Source organism: Achromobacter sp. ESBL13 (assembly GCF_036668755.1).
Classification (GTDB): Bacteria; Pseudomonadota; Gammaproteobacteria; order Burkholderiales; family Burkholderiaceae_B; genus Achromobacter.
In genome coordinates this window covers 240,631-256,989 of record NZ_JAZEVT010000007.1, presented here as the reverse complement: position 1 = coordinate 256,989, position 16,359 = coordinate 240,631, and the positions used below count along the sequence as shown (strand labels likewise).

Sequence of the window (16,359 nt, the reverse complement as noted above, 5' to 3'; positions counted from 1 at the left end):
GTTTCACGCTGTTGTCTCCTTGTGGTTAAGTGGCCGGTCGTGGAGCGGAACAGCGAGTCCGCGCCTACGCCAGCCTTTCTTTCAGCGGTTGCTTCAGGATCTTGCCGCTGACGGTCGTGGGAATCGTGTCGATGGAAATGATTCGCGCGGGGCGCTTGTACGGCGCCAGCTGGGCGCGCAGGTGCAGCATCAAGAGGTCGGTATCCACGCGCGCGCCGGGCAGGGGCTCGACGAACGCGATCACTTCTTCGTTCTGGTCCGCCGTGTTGCGGCCGACCACGGCGGACAGGCGCACGCCCGGAAAGGCGTTGATCACCGACTCCACTTCGATGGGATAGACGTTGAAGCCCGAGCGGATGATCAGGTCCTTGGAGCGGCCGGCGATGAACAGCGCGCCGCTGTCGTCCACATAACCGATGTCGCCGGTGTCGAGCCAGCCGCCGGGCAGAAGCGCCTGCTCGGTCTGTTCCGGGTTGCGGTAGTAGCCCAGCATGACGCCGGGGCCTCGGATCAGGATGTCGCCGCGCTGGCCGGGTTTCGGTGCACCCGCATCGGGGCTGCCCAGGCGCATTTCCACGCCGTCCACCGCATAGCCGGCCGAGCAGTCATCGCGCGGCTCGTCGATGCGCGTGATGAACATCGACCCCGCGTATTCGGTGATGCCGTAGCCGTGATGCATCGCCACGCCAAAGTAGCGTTCGGCGTCGCGCTTCAATGTGGGGTCCAGCGCGGCGCCGCCGGTGTACAGATAGCGCAGGGCGGGGGCGCGCAGTTCGGCGCGCGGCGGCGCCACGGCCATCATGCGGCTGAACATGGTGGGCACGCCTTGCAGGATGCTGACGCCGGGATGCGCCAGCGCCTTGAAGGCGTCGTCGGCGTCGAAGCGGCTGCGCAGCACGAGGCTGGCGCCCGCGTGCACGGTCGCCATCAGCACCGTGGCGATGCCGAAGATGTGCGACATGGGCAACGCCGCGTAGCCGATGTCGTGCGGCGTCAAGCGCCGCGACGCTGCCGACACGCGCGCAAAATGCAGCAGGCCGCGATGCGGCACCAGCACGCCTTTGGGCGCGCCCGTGGTGCCGGACGTGTAGATGACGGTGGCCACTTCCGAGGCCAGCGCATCGGTTTCAGCAGCGGTGGGCGTGCCGGCACGCGCGGCCTGCACGCCCGGCCCCCACACGGCGGCGTCCGCGTCCACCGCGTTCGCGTCTGCGGCATGCGCGGCAGCGGCGGACGACACGCCGGTGGTGTACAGCAGCAGTTCGGGCTGCGCGTGCTGGCGGATGTTGTCCACCTCGCGGGCGGACAGCCGCGCATTCACCCCCACCGGCCACGCGCCCACCACGCCGCATCCGAACAAGGCCGCGATCATCGCGGTGCAGTTTTCGCCCACCAGCAGCACGCGATGGCCGGGCTGCACGCCTTGCCCGCGCAGCCAGTCGGCCACGGCCTGTACGCGCTGCCATAGCTGCGCATAGGTGACGGTGCCGCCGCCTTCTTCGTACAGCACGATGGCGTCGGGTTGCTGGCGCGCCTGGCGGGCCAGCAGTTCATGGATGCGGGTAAGGGTTTCTGCTTGAGGCATCGAGGGTGGCGTGCAAGTCAAAGTGCAAGAGTGAACCGGTCAAAGCGTGGATCCACGCGGGGATCAAAGCGTGGCTTGGGTGCCCAGGATGGCGGTCGACTGGCTGGATAAGGTGCCGCCGTTGCCGTGCACCAGCGCCAGGTGCGCATCGGCCACCTGCCGGTCGCCGCATTCCCCGCGCAATTGCCGCACGGCCTCGATCATGATGAAGACGCCGTACATGCCGGGATGCACGCAGCACAAACCGCCGCCGTTGGTGTTGACCGGCAGGCGGCCGCCCGGCGCGATGGCGCCATCCGCGATGAAGTCCTTGGATTCGCCCTTGGCGCAAAAGCCCAGGTCTTCCAGGAACAGCAACGTGTTGATGGTGAAGGCGTCGTAGAGTTCGACCACGTCGATGTCGCGCGGCAACACGCCGGCCATGTCGAAGGCCTGCTTGCCCGACTGCGCGGCGGCGGTCACCGTCAAATCGTGCATGGACGAAATCTGCCGGTTCCAGACTGCCGTGGCGTTGCCCAATACGTAGACTGGCGGACGCGGCAGGTCGCGCGCACGGTCGGCGCGCACCAGCACAAAGGCGCCCGCGCCGTCGGTAACCAGGCAGCAATCGCGCACGCTCAAGGGGTCGGACACCATGCGCGCCGACAGAATTTCATCCAGCGTGGTGGGTTGGCGCAGCTGCGCCTCGGGGTTCAGCTGCGCCCATTGGTTGGCCGCCAGCGCTACCTGCGCCAGATGCTCGCGGCGGGTGCCGTACTGGTGCATGTGGCGCGCCGCCGCCAGCGCGTACGAGGACAGCGGGCTTAGCGGGTCGTAGGGCGTTTCATAGGGTTGGGGGTCGAACTGCTTGCGCACGCGGCCCACTTCGGCGCGGCTCAGCGTGGACGTGCGCTGCGTGCTGCCATAGCAGACCAGCACGGCGTTGCACTGGCCGGACGCCAGCGCGTGCATGGCCGGCAACAGGTGCGCCACGAAGCTGGAGCCTCCCAGCATGGTGCTGTCGATGAAGGTGGGGCGGATGCCCAGGTGTTCGATCACCGGCATGGCCCACATCGGCGCGGCCACGCTGGCCGTGCAGATGCCGTCTATGTCACGCAGGGTCAGCCCTGCATCGGCCACGGCGCGCTGCGCCGCCTGCACCAGGATTTCCATTTCGGTAAAGCCGTTGGCCTGTCCCAGGCCCGCATGGCCGACCCCGGCCACGGCCACCGCGCCGCGCAAATCGTCAAGCGTCATGCCGCCTCCTGCTTAGCGTCAAAGACCACCAGGCCGTGGCCGTCCTGTTGAATCACTCGGGCGCGCACGGCCATGCCGATGCGCACGTCGGCCGGCGCAACGCCTTCAACTCGGCTCATCATGCGCACGCCTTCTTGCAGGTCGATCAACGCCACGTTGTAGTCGCCGCCCGCCTCGGGTTTGCGGCGCACGACGGTGGTGGAATAGACGGCGCCGCGACCGTCGGCCGGCGTGAAGGTCAGTTTGTCCGCGCCGCAGTGCGGGCAGACCATGCGGGGATAGAAGACCGCGCGGTCGCAACCGCCACAGTGCTGGATAAGAAAGCGGCCCTGGTCGAGCGCCTGGCGGTACTGCGCCTCGACGCCCTGCGACACGCCTTCCTTGTGATCGGAAACAGTCATGGTGCGATGGGATTCCAGTGGATGACGGCTGCTAGTGTCGGCACTGCGCCAAGGTTCTGCCATTCTTCATTGCTGAAGCAGGCCTTTTGCGAAGCGGTAGTGGGCCACCCGGCGGCGCGTTGCGTTGCCCTACATCCAGCGCGAAGCGGGTCTTCGGAAGAGGCAGATTGTGGGGCCGCCTGCGCCATGGCTAGATACCGGGCAAAGGAGGTAGACCATGAACCTGACCTGGACGCCGCAAGAGCGCCAATTCCGCGACGAGGTGCGCGCGTTTGCCGCCACCCGCCTGCCCGCCGATATCCGAGACAAGGTGTTGCGCCATCAGCGGCTGGAACGCGACGACTACGTGCGCTGGCACAACATCCTGGCAGCCCAGGGCTGGGGCGCCCCGAACTGGCCGGAAGCGCACGGCGGCACGGGCTGGAACGCCTTGCAGCGCCTGATCTTCGAAGTGGAATGCTTCAAGGCCGGCGCGCCGCGCCTGCTGCCGTTCGGCTTGTCGATGATTGGCCCCGTGCTGATGAAATACGGCAGCGCGCAGCAACAATCGCGCTTTTTGCCACGCATCCCTCGCGTGCAGGACTGGTGGTGCCAGGGCTATTCCGAACCGGGTTCGGGGTCGGACCTGGCGTCGCTGAAAACACGCGCCGTGCGCGATGGCGACGATTACGTCGTCAACGGCCAGAAAACCTGGACCACGCTGGCGCAGTACGCCGACTGGATGTTCTGCCTGGCCCGCACCGACCCTGACGCGCGTGCCCAACGCGGCATCTCGATGCTGCTGCTGGACATGCGAGCGCCGGGCGTGACGGTGCGCCCCATCCGCACGCTGGACGGCGGCCACGACGTCAATGAAGTCTGGCTGGAAGACGTGCGCGTACCGGTGGAAAACCTGGTGGGCGAGGAGAACCAGGGCTGGACCTACGCCAAGTATCTGTTGGGCCACGAGCGCACCGGCATCGCCGGGCTGGGCCATTGCCATCGCGAACTGGGCATCTTGAAACACATGGCGGCGCAAGCGCAATCGCGCGGCAAGCCCTTGCTGGCCGACAGCCGTTTCCGCGACCGCATCTCGCGCATTGAAGTGGACATCATGGCGCTGGAAATGCTGCTGCTGCGCGTGGCGTCCAGCAACGACGGCACGCCCGGCCCCGAGGCCTCGGTGCTGAAGATTCGCGGGTCCGAGATCCAGCAGGATCTGGCGATGCTGCAAATGGAAGTGGCGGGGCCGGACGCCTGGCCCTACGACCCCGACTGGCTGCTGGCCGACCACGACGATCACGGGCCGGGCCCGGCGATGGCCGCGGCATCGGGCGCGGGCTATGCCGATATGCGCAAGACGTCCATCTACGGCGGCACGACCGAAGTGCAGAAGGGCATCATCGCCCGCCTGGTGCTGGGCCTGTAGGCCCGCCGCGCCATCCGACAGGAAGACACGCATGGATTTCATCTATACCGAAGAACAGCGCATGCTGGCCGACAGCCTGCGCCGCCTGGTGGTCCAGGCATGGACATTTCCCCAACGCCGCGCGCGCCAGGCCACCGGCACGCTGGATGCCCGCGCCTGGGGCGCGCTGGCCGAACTGGGTGTGCTGGGCCTGACCATTTCGCAGGACTTCGGCGGCTTTGGCGAAGTGCCGGCCAGCCTGCTGCCCGTGCATGTGGAACTGGGCCGCGCGCTGGTGTCCGAGCCCGTCATTCCCAGCGCCGTCATGGGTGCGGCATTGCTGGACGCGTGTGGCGACGCGGCGCGTGGCCGGTGGTTGCCGGGCATAGCCTCGGGCGAGGTGATCGTTAGCGTGGCCTATCAAGAGCCGGGCCGACGCTACGACACGCGGCCACGCGATTGCCGCGCGGCAAAGACGGGGCAGGGCTGGCGGCTGGATGGCGCCAAGCATTTGGTGTGGCACGGCGCGGCGGCCAAGGTGTGGCTGGTCAGCGCATTGGGCGCCGAGGGCCAGACCGTGTTGCTGGCCGTCCCGTCGGACGTTGCCGGCGTGCGCGTCACCGACACGCCCACGCTGGACGGCGCGCGCTGCGCCCGACTGGATTTCGACGCGGTGGGCCTGTCCGCCGATGCCTTGCTGGCCGAAGGCGCGCAGGCCGACGACGCCCTGGCCCAGGCGTTGCAGTGGGGCACGGCGGCGCTGTGCGCGCACGCAGCGGGCGCGATCGACCGGCTGCTGGAAATCACCGTTGATTATCTGAAGACGCGCAAGCAATTCGGTCAGCCGCTGGCCTCGTTCCAGGCGCTGCAACACCGATTGGCCGAGATGCTGGTGGCCAAGGAACTGGCTCTGTCGATGGCCTATGTGGCCGTGGCCGCGCTGACCGAACCCGATGCCGTGCAGCGCCGCCGCATGATCGCGTCGGCCAAGTTGGAAGCCGCGCGCGCCGGGCGCCAGGTGGCGCAGATGGCGGTGCAGCTGCACGGCGGCATGGGCATGACCGACGAGCTGGAGGTGGGCGATTATTTCAAGCGGCTGACCATGGTGGATCCGTTGCTGGGCGACACGGCCGAGCAATTGGCGGTGCTGGCCGAAGTGGCCATGCTGGAGGAAGCGGCAATGCAGGAGGAGCGGGCATGAACGCAACGCAAGACAACGCAGCCGACGGCTACACGCAGATCCGGTTCACGCTGGAAGACGGCGTGGGCGTCATCACCCTGAACCGGCCGGACCGCCTCAACAGCTTTACCGAAGTCATGCATGCCGAACTGGCGCGCGCGCTGGATGTGATGGAGTCGCACGCCGGTCTGCGCGGCCTGGTCATCACCGGCGCGGGGCGGGGCTTTTGCGCGGGGCAGGATCTAAGCGAGCGCAAGCCCTCCGAGGACGGCTCGCGGCGCGACCTGAGCCTGATGCTGGAAAAATGCTATCGCCCGTTGATCACCCGTTTGCGCGCGCTGCCGGTGCCGGTAGTGTGCGTGATGAACGGCGTGGCGGCGGGCGCGGGCGCCAGCCTGGTGCTGGCCTGCGACGTGGTGTTTGCCGCGCAGTCGGCCCGCTTCGTGCAGGCGTTCAGCAAGATCGGCTTGCTGCCGGATGCGGGTGGCACATGGTTCTTGCCCCGGCTGGTGGGCTCGGCGCGCGCGATGGGCGCGGCGTTGTTCGGCGAAGCCGTCAGCGCCACCGAGGCCGCCGCGTGGGGGCTGATCTGGCGTGTCGTGCCTGACGATGCGGTGGCCGCCACCGTGTCGGACATCACCGCCACATTGGCCGCCGGGCCCACGCGGGCCTACGCGGCCACCAAGGCGGCGCTGCACGCGTCCAGCGGCAATACGCTGGCCCAGCAGTTCGATCTGGAATGCCGGTTGCAGCGCGAGCTTGGCTACACGGACGACTACCTGGAAGGCATGCGCGCCTTTGCCGAAAAGCGGCCGCCCGCGTTCACCGGAACCTGAGCGACGGGAGCTTGTGTCGCGCCCTGAAGGTCAGGGCGCGCGCGGGACCTGGATCTGTTCGATCAGGTCGCGCGCGCAGCCGGGCAGGGCGTCGATGTCGCGCACAAGCAGCTTGCGTTCACGCACCACCCAGGGTTCATCCAGCTCTACCACGCGCAACTTGGTGTCGGCGCCATAGCGGCGCGCGGCGGAATCGGGAATCACGCCGATGCCCACGCCCGCTTGCACCATGCGGCAGATGGAGTCGAAGCTGTACAGCTGGATGCGTTGCGGTAGACGCTGGCCGCTGCGTTCCAGCTGGTCGCGCAAAAAGGCCACCAGCGTGGAACCTTCATGCATGGTGATGAACGGGTAGCGCACGGCATCCACCAGCTTGACCTTGTCCTGGTCTTGCAGCGGATGGCCGTTGGGCACCACCAGCACCAGCCGGTCGGTGCTGAAGTGTATGGCTTGCAGCTCGGGCGCATCGACCGGGCCGGCCACGATGCCCAGGTCGGTAGTGCCGTCCAGCACGCCGCGCACGATGTCGCGCGTCAGGCGTTCTTGCAGGTCCACCGTGACGCCCGGGTGCCCCGACAGGAACTGCGCCAGGATGTCCGGCATGAATTCGGTCACGGCCGTGGTGTTGGCAAAGATGCGGATGTGCCCGGCATCGCCGTCGGATTGCTCTTGGAAGTCGTGCTTCAGGTGGTCCACCTGCCGCATGATGACGCGGGCGTGTTGCAGCAGTTTCTGCCCGGCGGGCGTGATTTCCACCCCCCGGCTGTCGCGGTACAGCAGGCGGGAATTGAGCTGGTTCTCCAGCGCCTTGATCCGCACGCTGACGGCGGCCAGGGACAGATGCGCTCGTTTCGCGGCCTGGGTCAGGCTGGGGGATTCGGCGATGTGGATGAACAGGCGTAGGTCGGCTAGGTCGAAGTGCATGGGCCATATATTACGGCGCGCCGCGCCGCGCCGGGCCTGGGCGTGGGCTGTCGATTCAGGCGCCGCAAACCCCGCCTTGAGGAAAAACGAATTCACAACGGGGACGGCTTGCGGGCATCCTTGACGCTTACGAGAAATCCCACCAAATCCCCCACCCAACAACCCCACCAAAGGATATGGGCATGACTTCTACAGATCCGGCAGCCTGGATCGGCAGCGGCGAACGCAAGCCGGACGCCATGGACCCCGGCCACGCGGCCCGCATTGCGGCCACCCTGGGCGGTCAGGCGCCGGGCGTGGGCGAGGCCCTGCCGCCCTTGTGGCAATGGGCGTTTTTCATCAGCACCGTGGGCATGGACGGGTTGGGGACGGATGGGCACCCCGCGCGCGGCGGTTTTTTGCCACCAGCCCAGGACCGTAACCGCATGTGGGCGGGCGGCCGGGTGCAATGGCATCAGCCTTTGAAGGTGGGCGTGCCGGCCGAACGGGTATCCAAGGTGATCAAGGTGGAAGAGAAGGCGGGCCGTACCGGCGCGCTGCTGTTCGTCACCGTGCGCCACGAATATCACCAGGCTGGTGACGTCGTCATCGAAGAAGAGCAGGACATCGTCTACCGCCAGCCGTCGCCACCGAAGCTGGCGGGCAGCGAGCCCGCGCCCCAGGCGCAATGGAGCGACACCGTCAACCCCACGTCGGTGCTGCTGTTCCGCTATTCGGCGGTGACCTTCAACGGCCACCGCATCCATTACGACCACCCCTATGTCACGGGCGTTGAAGGGTACCCGGGGCTGGTCGTGCACGGCCCCCTGATTGCCACCGAAATGGTTGCCGCCTTTACGCGCGCCCATCCCCGGCTGCGCCCCACGCATCTAAGCTACCGCGGCCTGCGTCCGCTGATTTCGCCCACGCCTTTCCAGGTGGCCGGCCGCTTGACCGAGCCGGGCCTCGCCCAGCTGTGGGCCGAGCAGGACGGCACGCTGGCCCATCAAGCCGAACTGAGGTTTACCGAATGAGCACACCGGCATCCCGCCCGTTGGATGGCATTACCGTCGTCAGCCTGGAACACGCCATCGCCGCCCCCTTTTGCACCCGCCAGCTGGCGGACATGGGCGCGCGCGTCATCAAGATTGAACGCCCCGGCAGCGGCGATTTCGCGCGCGGCTACGACGAACGCGTGCGCGGCCTGTCCTCGCATTTCGTCTGGACCAACCGGTCCAAGGAAAGCCTGACGCTGGACCTGAAGCGCGACGAGGCGGGCGGCATCATGGAGCGCCTGCTGGAATCGGCCGACGTGCTGGTGCAAAACCTGGCGCCCGGCGCGGCGGCCCGGCTGGGGCTGTCGTTCGAGGCCCTGCATGCGCGCTATCCGCGCCTGATCGTCTGCGATATTTCCGGCTATGGCGAAGGCGGCCCGTATCAGGACAAGAAGGCGTATGACCTGCTGATCCAAAGCGAAAGCGGCTTTCTGTCGGTAACGGGCACGCAGGACGACCCGGTCAAGGCCGGGTGTTCCATCGCCGATATCGCGGCCGGCATGTATGCGTATTCGGCCATCCTGAATGCCTTGTTGCTGCGCCAGAAAACCGGCTTGGGCAGCCGCCTGGACGTGTCCATGCTGGAAAGCATGGTCGAGTGGATGGGCTTTCCGATGTACTACGCATTCGAGGGCGCCAAGCCGCCCGTGCGCGCGGGCGCGGCGCATGCGTCGATCTATCCGTATGGGCCGTTTCCGGTGGGCGATGGCTCGACCATCATGCTGGGCCTGCAAAACGAACGCGAATGGCGCGTGTTCTGCGCGCAGGTGCTGCGTCAGCCCACGCTGGCCGAAGACGCCCGCTTTATCTCGAATTCGCAGCGCACCGCCAACCGCGATGCGCTGCGCGATCTGATCGTGGCGGCGTTTGCGGACCTGTCGATCGAACAGGTGACGCAGCGGCTGGAGGATGCGCAGATTGCCAACGCCCGCGTCAATGACATGGCCGGCGTCTGGGCGCACCCGCAATTGCAGGCGCGCGCGCGCTGGAGCCAGGTCGACAGCCCGGCCGGCATGGTGCCCGCGCTGTTGCCGCCCGCCAGCAGCAGCGCGTTCGCGCCGCGCATGGCCGCCGTGCCCGCCGTGGGCGAAAACACGGATGCGGTGCTAGCATCGCTGGGATACGCGCCCGATCAGGTGGCGCAACTGCATGCTTCGGAGGTCGTGTGACGCATTCCGTCGTTCGTAGCGCCCTATTCGTGCCGGCTTCGCGCGCCGAGCGCATCCCCAAAGCGCTGGCCGCCGGGGCCGACACCGTTATCGTGGACCTGGAAGACGCCGTCGAGCATCTGGCCAAGGCGTCCGCCCGCGAGGCGCTGTGCGACTTCCTGGGGACGCATCGCGACGCCCGCCTGTGGGTGCGCATCAACGACGCGTCCACATCCTGGCACGACGACGACCTGAAAGCCTGCCGTGGCCGGCCGAACATTGCCGGCATCCTGCTGCCCAAGGCTGAAACGCTGGCGCAGGTGCGGCACGTGGCGCAGACCGGGTTGCCGGTCATCCCCATCATCGAAACCGCGCGCGGGCTGTTGAACGCGTCCGAAGTCGCGGCCACGCCCGGCGTGGCGCGGCTGGCCTTCGGCAGCCTGGACTACGCGCTGGACATGGGCCTGACGCCGGACACCCCCGGCGCCGAAACCGTGCTGGATCAGGCCCGCGTGCAGGTATTGCTGCACAACCGCGCCGCCGGGCTCGCGCCCGCGCTGGACGGCGTGTTTCCCGGCGTGCAGGACACGGCCGGGCTGGCGGCGGCGGCGGGGCGCGCCCAGCAGATGGGCTTTGGCGGCATGCTGTGCATCCACCCGGCGCAAGTGCCGGTGATTCACGCGGCGTTCGTGCCGGCGCGCGAAGAACTGGCCTGGGCGCGGCGCGTGGTGGCCACGCATCGCGAGACGGCGGCGGGCACCTTCATGCTGGACGGAAAAATGGTGGATGCACCCGTCATCGCGCGCGCGCGCCTGGTGCTTGCTCAGGCCGGCGAACAGGCTCCCACATGAGCGATGCGCTCTTTATCGGGCACACCTACATCGACGTCACCATACTGGCCGACGAATGGCCCACCGGCGACGAAAAAAGCGTGGCGCGTGACTACGCCGTGTCCTTTGGCGGCAACGCCGTCACGGCGGCGTTTACCTGCGGCAAGCTGGGCACGCCGCCCGACCTGATCTGTTCGCTGGCGCCCGATTGGCTGGGCCACATGTACACCGACATGGCCGCCGCGCACGGCATCACGCTGCATGCGCGGCATGTGCGCCGGTCATCGTTGTCGTTCATCATGCCCAATCACGGCAAGCGCGCCATTGTGCGCGCGCGCGACGTGCAATATCTGAACGATTTCCCCCGGCTGGATATCGGCGCATTTCGCGCGTTGCATCTGGACGGCCATCAGCCCGACGCCGCGCTGCACTATGCGCGCGCATGCCGGCAGGCGGGCGTGCTGACGTCGCTGGACGGCGGCGGCGTGCGCGAGAACACCGACGAACTGCTGCGCCATATCGACGTGGCCGTGTGCGCGGAGCGCATGTGCGAACAGCTGGCGCTGAGCCCGGCCGGGCTGCTGGACTTGCTGAAGGCCCGCGGCTGCCGCATCGGCGCGGTCACGATGGGCGAACGCGGCATGCTCTGGTACGACGAGGCGGGGCGCGTCGATACGTTGCCATCGCTGGATGTGCCGGGCGAACGCATCGTGGATACCTCGGGGGCGGGCGACGTGTTCCACGGCGCCTATGTGTGGTCGTATTTGAACCGGCCCGAATTGCCCTGGCTGGAACACTTCACCTTTGCGCGCGCGGCGTCGGCGCACAAGATCCAGCATCTGGGTAATGAGGCCGGGTTGCCGCAAGTGGAAGACGTGGAACGCGCGATGATGGCGTTTGCGCCTAAAGCGTAGGCGCCGGCCCCTAGCTGGGGGCTGCCTGCCCGATCAACCCGGCAGGCGTTCGATCGCCTGATCCTGGATCTCGGCGATCCACGTTGAAATTGGCCGGCCATTCACCTGCATGTCCGGCGCCAGATCTTGCAGTGGCAGCAGCACGAACGCGCGTTGATGCATGCGCGGATGCGGCAGGATCAGCCGCTGGTGGTCCAGCTGCTGGTCGTCGTACGTCAGCAGATCCAGGTCCAGCGTGCGCGGCGCGTTCTTGTAAGGGCGCAGCCGCCCGTGCTGGTTTTCCAGCGCCTGTAGCGCATCCAGCAATGCCAGCGGCGGCAGCCGCGTGTCCAGCGCCGCCACGGCATTGACGAAGTCGGGGCCGGTGGCGTCCACCGGCGCGCTGCGGTAGAACGGCGACGCCGTCACGGCGTCGATGCCGTCCGTGGCCTGCAATTGGGCCAGCACGCGGCGCAAGGTGGCCGCGCTGTCGCCCAGGTTGGCGCCCAGGCCGATATAGGCGCGGACCAAAGCGGGCGACACGGTTTACTCGGGGGTGGCCGGGCCGCGCGACGGCGAACGGCGCGGACGCCGGCGCTTGCGCGTGCCGGTCGACGTAGCGGCACCGCCCATGCCGCCCATGCCGCCATCGCCGGCTTCGCGCGGCAGGCGCGCGACTTCTTCGATCATGTCGGCGCGCGTCACGTCATCGGCATTGGCCAGGTCCATCCACCACTGCGCCAGCACGCTGTCGAATTCGCCGGCCGCTGCGCGCAATTGCAGGAAGTCGCAGGCGGCGCGGAAGCGCGGTTGTTCGATCATGCGGAAAATCGTCTTGCCCATGCGACGCTCGAAACGCGGCTGCATGAACCAGATTTCACGCATGTCGGACGAGAAGCGACGCTGGATGGCCAGCTTTTCCGTCTGTTCGTCCAGCACCGAATCGGCCGCTTGCGACAGCGCGGGTATGGTGTGTTCGCCCTGCGCGCGCAACTGCTTCCAGCGCACGTCCACCTGCTGCCACAGCAGCGAGGCAAACAGGAAGCTGGGGCTGACCGTCTTGCCGGCGCGCACGCGGGCGTCGGTGCGTTCCAGCGCCAGTTCCACGAAGTGTTCGCCACCGGGCTGTTCCAGCACCACGTCCAGCAAGGGCAGCAGGCCGTTGTGCAGGCCTTCGGCGCGCAGCTGGCGCAGGCAGTCCATGGCGTGGCCGCAGGTCAACAGCTTGAGCATTTCGTCGAACAGGCGCGAGGCCGGCACGTTTTCGATGAGCTCGGCCATGGTACTGATGGGCTCGCGCGTGGCGGGGTCGATCGTGCCGTTGAGCTTGGCGGCAAAGCGCACCGCGCGCAGCATGCGCACCGGGTCTTCGCGGTAACGCTTGACCGGGTCGCCGATGATGCGGACCTGGCGTTTTTTCAGGTCGGCCACACCGTTGTGGTAGTCGATGACTTCCTCGGTGTGCGGGTCGTAGTACAGCGCGTTCATGGTGAAGTCGCGGCGCTTGGCGTCTTCTTCTTGTGACCCGAACACGTTGTCGCGCAAGATGCGGCCGTGTTCATCGGTTTCCTGCTCTTCGGACGCCGGGGCGCGGAAGGTGGAGGTTTCGATGATTTCCTGGCCGAACACCACGTGCACCAGCTGAAAGCGGCGGCCGATGATGCGCGCGCGGCGAAACAGCGGGCGGATCTGTTCGGGCGTGGCGTTGGTGGCCACGTCGAAATCCTTGGGTTCCAGTCCGACGATCAGGTCGCGCACCGCGCCGCCCACGATATAGCCTTCGTAGCCGTGCTGGCGCAAGACTTCGCAGACCTTGATGGCGTGGCGAGAAACGTTACGGCGATCAATGCCGTGCTTGTCGCGCCCAATGCGCAACGGCCCCCGGGGTGCCGGCGCGAACAAGCGGCCGACGAATTTTTTTATGGTTTCAGTGATCATTAGGACTTCGAGTCTTCCATGTGGTCGAACAAGTCGATCACTTGCCAGCCACGGTCCTTTGCGATGGTGCGCAAGGTCGGGCTGGGGTTGGCGGCGATCGGACGGGTCACCTTTTCCAGCAGAGGCACATCATTGACCGAATCGCTATAGAAAAACGATTCGGGGAAATCCGCAAGCGCCAATCCCAGATTGGACAGCCATTCGTTCACGCGCACTACCTTGCCTTCCTTGAAACTGGGCGTGCCCAGGATGCGGCCGGTGTAGCGACCGCGCAGGTATTCGGCGTCGGTGGCCACCAGGTAGGGCACGCCGAAGGCGCGCGCGATGGGGGCGGTGACAAAGCTGTTGGTGGCCGTGACGATGGCGCACAGGTCGCCGGCGTCCAGGTGGGATTGCACCAGCGCGCGCGCGTCGGCCGTGATGGACGGGCGGATGACCTCGCGCATGAATTCTTCATGCCAGTCGGCCAGGTCGAAGGGCGAATGCGCCGCCAGCAGGCCCAGCATGAATTCGGCTGCCTGTTCGGCGGTGAGTTCGCCGCGGTTGTAGCGGTCCATCAGGTCGTCGTTCTGGCGACGGGCCTGGACGGGGTCTCCGGCGCGGCCTGTGCGGGCCAGGTAGTCGGCCCATTGATAGTCGCTGTCCAGCGGCAACAGGGTGTGGTCCAGGTCGAACAGGGCGAGACGTCGGGATGTCATGTGCGTTGCGAATCAGGATCTGCGAGCATGGCGCGCAGCAATGGCAGGGTGATGGGACGGCCGGTGGCCAGGGAATAGCGGTCAAGCGCGTCGATCAACGCGGCCAGTTTGCGGATGTCGCGTTCGTGATGAATCAGCATCCAGTTGATGATTTCGGGCGCCAGGTGCATGCCGCGTTCGGCGGCCTGCGCGGACAGCGCGGCCAGCTTGTCGGCGTCGGACAGCGGGTCCAGGCGGAACACCAGGTCCCAGCCCAGGCGGGTGCGCAGGTCTTCGCGCAGCGGCATGGACAGCGGGGCGCGGTCGCCGGCCAGCGCCAGCGCAAAGGCGCGGCCCGTGGCGGCGGATTCACGCCAGCGGTTGTACAGCGCGAACAGGGCGGCCTGGCGGCTGTCGTCCATGCGGTGCACGTCGTCAACGGCCACGAACTTCGGCATGGGCGATTTGGAATCGGCCTCGGCAAGGCGGCGCAGCATGGTTTCGCCCTTGGCCGGATCAACGAAGACGGCGTCCGGCCGCGCGGTCAGGGCGCGCAGCAGATGGGTCCGGCCACACCCCGCAGCGCCCCATATATACAGCGCGCGACCCGGATTGAGCGCGCGCACGGCCGCCAGCGCTTCCCCGTTGGGGCCGGCGATATAGTTGTTCAGCGATGGCGCTGGCGCGGGAAGAACGTCGAGCAGCAGCTGGCGGTTCATGAGAGGTTATCAATCAGGCTTGTTCGGTACTTCCAATGCCCTGCGCGGTATGTCTGCGCAAGGCTCGCTGCGGCGCGATGGGCATGCCGGTGTTGCCGGAAAAGCCAAAAAACGGTGATACACGCGGCCGATTCGGGTATTGCCCGCCAGAAACTGGCAAAATCCAACCCGGCCAACCCAACACTTTAAACCACCTGGGGGGATGGTGTCGCGCTCAAGGGCTTTGCCAGGCTTGGGTTTGCGCCCTTTTTGCTCCCCGGCCAGCCCGACCCGCCCCTGCCGCTTTCGCGGCGCCCGGCCAGTCCGAACCCTGCACAGGCCCGCAACATCGTAAAATGCGGGGCGTTCCACCAAATTCCCAGCAATTGTTACATACCCCACGGCATTTCTCATGACGAATCAACCTAAAGCCCCCTTGACCTACCGCGATGCCGGTGTCGACATCGACGCAGGCGACGCCCTGGTCGACCGTATCAAACCCCTCGCCGCGCGCACCATGCGCCCCGGGGTGCTGGCCGGTATCGGCGGCTTTGGCGCGCTGTTCGAAGTGCCCAAGAAGTTCAACGAGCCCGTGCTGGTGTCGGGTACCGACGGCGTGGGCACCAAGCTGCGCCTGGCGTTCGAATGGAACCGCCACGACACCGTGGGTATCGACCTGGTCGCCATGAGCGTCAACGACATCCTGGTGCAGGGCGCCGAGCCCCTGTTCTTCCTGGACTACTTTGCCTGCGGCAAGCTTTCGGTGGACACGGCGGCGTCGGTGGTGGGCGGCATTGCCAAGGGCTGCGAATTGTCGGGCTGCGCGCTGATTGGCGGCGAGACCGCTGAAATGCCGGGCATGTATCCGGACGGCGAATACGACCTGGCCGGCTTTGCGGTGGGCGCGGTGGAAAAGTCCGCCATCATCGACGGCAAGTCCATCAAGCCGGGCGACGTGGTGCTGGGCCTGGCCTCCAGCGGCGTGCATTCCAACGGGTTTTCGTTGGTGCGCAAGATCATCGAACGCGCCGGCGCCAAGCCGACGGACGACTTCCACGGCCAGCCGCTGGTTGACGTGGTGATGGCGCCCACGCGCATCTACGTCAAGCAAGTGCTGGCCGCGCTGGCCAAGCACGGCACCGACATCAAAGGCTTGGCCCACATTACCGGCGGCGGCCTCTTGGACAACGTGCCGCGCATCCTGCAAGCCGGTCTGTCGGCCAAGCTGCATCGCGACGGCTGGGAAATGCCCAAGCTGTTCCAGTGGCTGCAAGAGCAGGGCGGCGTGGAAGACACGGAAATGCACCGCGTCTTCAACTGCGGCATCGGCATGGTGCTGGTGGTGGACGCGGCCCAGGCCGACGCCATCGCCGCGACCTTGCGCGAGCAAGGTGAAACGGTCAACAAGATCGGTGAAATCGTCGAGCAGACCGAAGGCATGGCGCAAACCTTCGTGGTGTAAGCCCGACTGGTTTCGCTTCGCGTGCATCAGCATGAAAAACCCGCCGCTGGCGGGTTTTTTCATGGGCGGGCCCGAAGCAACTCGTGCTGTCGCCAGCGTTTCGCCGCGTTGCGCCACGTTTTGCCACGCG

At 67.0% G+C, this 16,359-nt stretch carries 16 protein-coding genes; 8 read left to right on the top strand and 8 right to left on the bottom strand.

Translation table 11 applies throughout. From position 1 onward, the window contains the following. Positions 1-64 precede the first annotated feature (64 nt). From V6F88_RS24665 to V6F88_RS24655, 3 genes are all read right to left on the bottom strand, one after another. Positions 65-1,585: a class I adenylate-forming enzyme family protein gene (locus tag V6F88_RS24665; RefSeq protein ID WP_332612867.1), complete on the bottom strand. Its 1,521-nt coding sequence runs from the start codon at positions 1,583-1,585 to the stop codon at positions 65-67. Positions 1,586-1,648: 63 nt separating this feature from the next. Next, positions 1,649-2,821 carry a thiolase gene (locus V6F88_RS24660; RefSeq protein ID WP_332612865.1) on the bottom strand — a complete coding sequence of 391 codons (1,173 nt, stop codon included), beginning with the start codon at positions 2,819-2,821 and terminating at the stop codon, positions 1,649-1,651. Further along, a complete protein-coding gene (locus V6F88_RS24655; RefSeq protein WP_332612864.1) occupies positions 2,818-3,222 on the bottom strand; it encodes a Zn-ribbon domain-containing OB-fold protein in 405 nt (134 codons plus the stop codon). Before V6F88_RS24655 ends, V6F88_RS24660 begins: the two co-directional genes overlap by 4 nt. A gap of 217 nt (positions 3,223-3,439) precedes the next feature. On the opposite strand from V6F88_RS24655, the gene V6F88_RS24650 reads away from it, so the two are divergent. Genes V6F88_RS24650 through paaG form a run of 3 tightly spaced genes read left to right on the top strand, consistent with a single transcriptional unit; the run spans position 3,440 to position 6,625 of the window. Further along, complete coding sequence (locus tag V6F88_RS24650) at positions 3,440-4,630, top strand: acyl-CoA dehydrogenase family protein (RefSeq protein WP_332612863.1); 1,191 nt, start codon at positions 3,440-3,442, stop codon at positions 4,628-4,630. A 31-nt stretch (positions 4,631-4,661) separates the two neighbouring features. After that, positions 4,662-5,810: an acyl-CoA dehydrogenase family protein gene (locus V6F88_RS24645; protein WP_332612862.1), complete on the top strand. Its 1,149-nt coding sequence runs from the start codon at positions 4,662-4,664 to the stop codon at positions 5,808-5,810. After that, on the top strand, positions 5,807-6,625 hold the full coding sequence (paaG, locus tag V6F88_RS24640) for a 2-(1,2-epoxy-1,2-dihydrophenyl)acetyl-CoA isomerase PaaG (RefSeq protein ID WP_332612860.1): 819 nt from the start codon (positions 5,807-5,809) through the stop codon (positions 6,623-6,625). The genes V6F88_RS24645 and paaG overlap by 4 nt, the downstream gene beginning before the upstream one ends. Before the next feature lie 30 nt (positions 6,626-6,655). On the opposite strand, the gene V6F88_RS24635 is transcribed toward paaG, so the two are convergent. Continuing rightward, a complete protein-coding gene (locus tag V6F88_RS24635; protein WP_104143472.1) occupies positions 6,656-7,549 on the bottom strand; it encodes a LysR family transcriptional regulator in 894 nt (297 codons plus the stop codon). A 182-nt stretch (positions 7,550-7,731) separates the two neighbouring features. Here V6F88_RS24635 and V6F88_RS24630 point away from each other — a divergent pair, with 182 nt between their 5' ends. From V6F88_RS24630 to V6F88_RS24615, 4 genes are read left to right on the top strand one after another with little or no spacing between them, the layout of a single operon-like run. After that, positions 7,732-8,562 carry an FAS1-like dehydratase domain-containing protein gene (locus V6F88_RS24630; RefSeq protein WP_332612857.1) on the top strand — a complete coding sequence of 277 codons (831 nt, stop codon included), beginning with the start codon at positions 7,732-7,734 and terminating at the stop codon, positions 8,560-8,562. Beyond that, on the top strand, positions 8,559-9,752 hold the full coding sequence (locus tag V6F88_RS24625; protein ID WP_332612856.1) for a CaiB/BaiF CoA transferase family protein: 1,194 nt from the start codon (positions 8,559-8,561) through the stop codon (positions 9,750-9,752). Before V6F88_RS24630 ends, V6F88_RS24625 begins: the two co-directional genes overlap by 4 nt. Further along, positions 9,749-10,582: an HpcH/HpaI aldolase/citrate lyase family protein gene (locus V6F88_RS24620; protein WP_332612855.1), complete on the top strand. Its 834-nt coding sequence runs from the start codon at positions 9,749-9,751 to the stop codon at positions 10,580-10,582. Before V6F88_RS24625 ends, V6F88_RS24620 begins: the two co-directional genes overlap by 4 nt. After that, on the top strand, positions 10,579-11,475 hold the full coding sequence (locus tag V6F88_RS24615; RefSeq protein WP_332612854.1) for a sugar kinase: 897 nt from the start codon (positions 10,579-10,581) through the stop codon (positions 11,473-11,475). Before V6F88_RS24620 ends, V6F88_RS24615 begins: the two co-directional genes overlap by 4 nt. A gap of 33 nt (positions 11,476-11,508) precedes the next feature. Here the strand turns inward: V6F88_RS24615 and V6F88_RS24610 are convergent, their stop codons facing one another. From V6F88_RS24610 to hda, 4 genes are read right to left on the bottom strand one after another with little or no spacing between them, the layout of a single operon-like run. Further along, positions 11,509-11,997 (bottom strand): 2-amino-4-hydroxy-6-hydroxymethyldihydropteridine diphosphokinase, encoded by a 489-nt coding sequence (locus V6F88_RS24610; protein WP_332612853.1) that lies wholly within the window; start codon positions 11,995-11,997, stop codon positions 11,509-11,511. A gap of 3 nt (positions 11,998-12,000) precedes the next feature. Continuing rightward, positions 12,001-13,392: a polynucleotide adenylyltransferase PcnB gene (pcnB, locus tag V6F88_RS24605; RefSeq protein ID WP_332612851.1), complete on the bottom strand. Its 1,392-nt coding sequence runs from the start codon at positions 13,390-13,392 to the stop codon at positions 12,001-12,003. Continuing rightward, on the bottom strand, positions 13,392-14,090 hold the full coding sequence (locus V6F88_RS24600) for an HAD family hydrolase (protein WP_120153950.1): 699 nt from the start codon (positions 14,088-14,090) through the stop codon (positions 13,392-13,394). Before V6F88_RS24600 ends, pcnB begins: the two co-directional genes overlap by 1 nt. Further along, the gene (gene hda / locus V6F88_RS24595) at positions 14,087-14,788 is read right to left on the bottom strand and encodes a DnaA regulatory inactivator Hda (RefSeq protein ID WP_046806465.1); all 702 of its coding nucleotides are present in this window, start codon (positions 14,786-14,788) and stop codon (positions 14,087-14,089) included. The genes V6F88_RS24600 and hda overlap by 4 nt, the downstream gene beginning before the upstream one ends. Before the next feature lie 391 nt (positions 14,789-15,179). Between hda and purM the strand changes: the two genes are divergently transcribed. Next, entirely contained in the window at positions 15,180-16,229 is a 1,050-nt protein-coding gene (gene purM / locus V6F88_RS24590; protein WP_332612850.1) for a phosphoribosylformylglycinamidine cyclo-ligase, read from the top strand. The last annotated feature ends 130 nt before the right edge of the window (positions 16,230-16,359 follow it).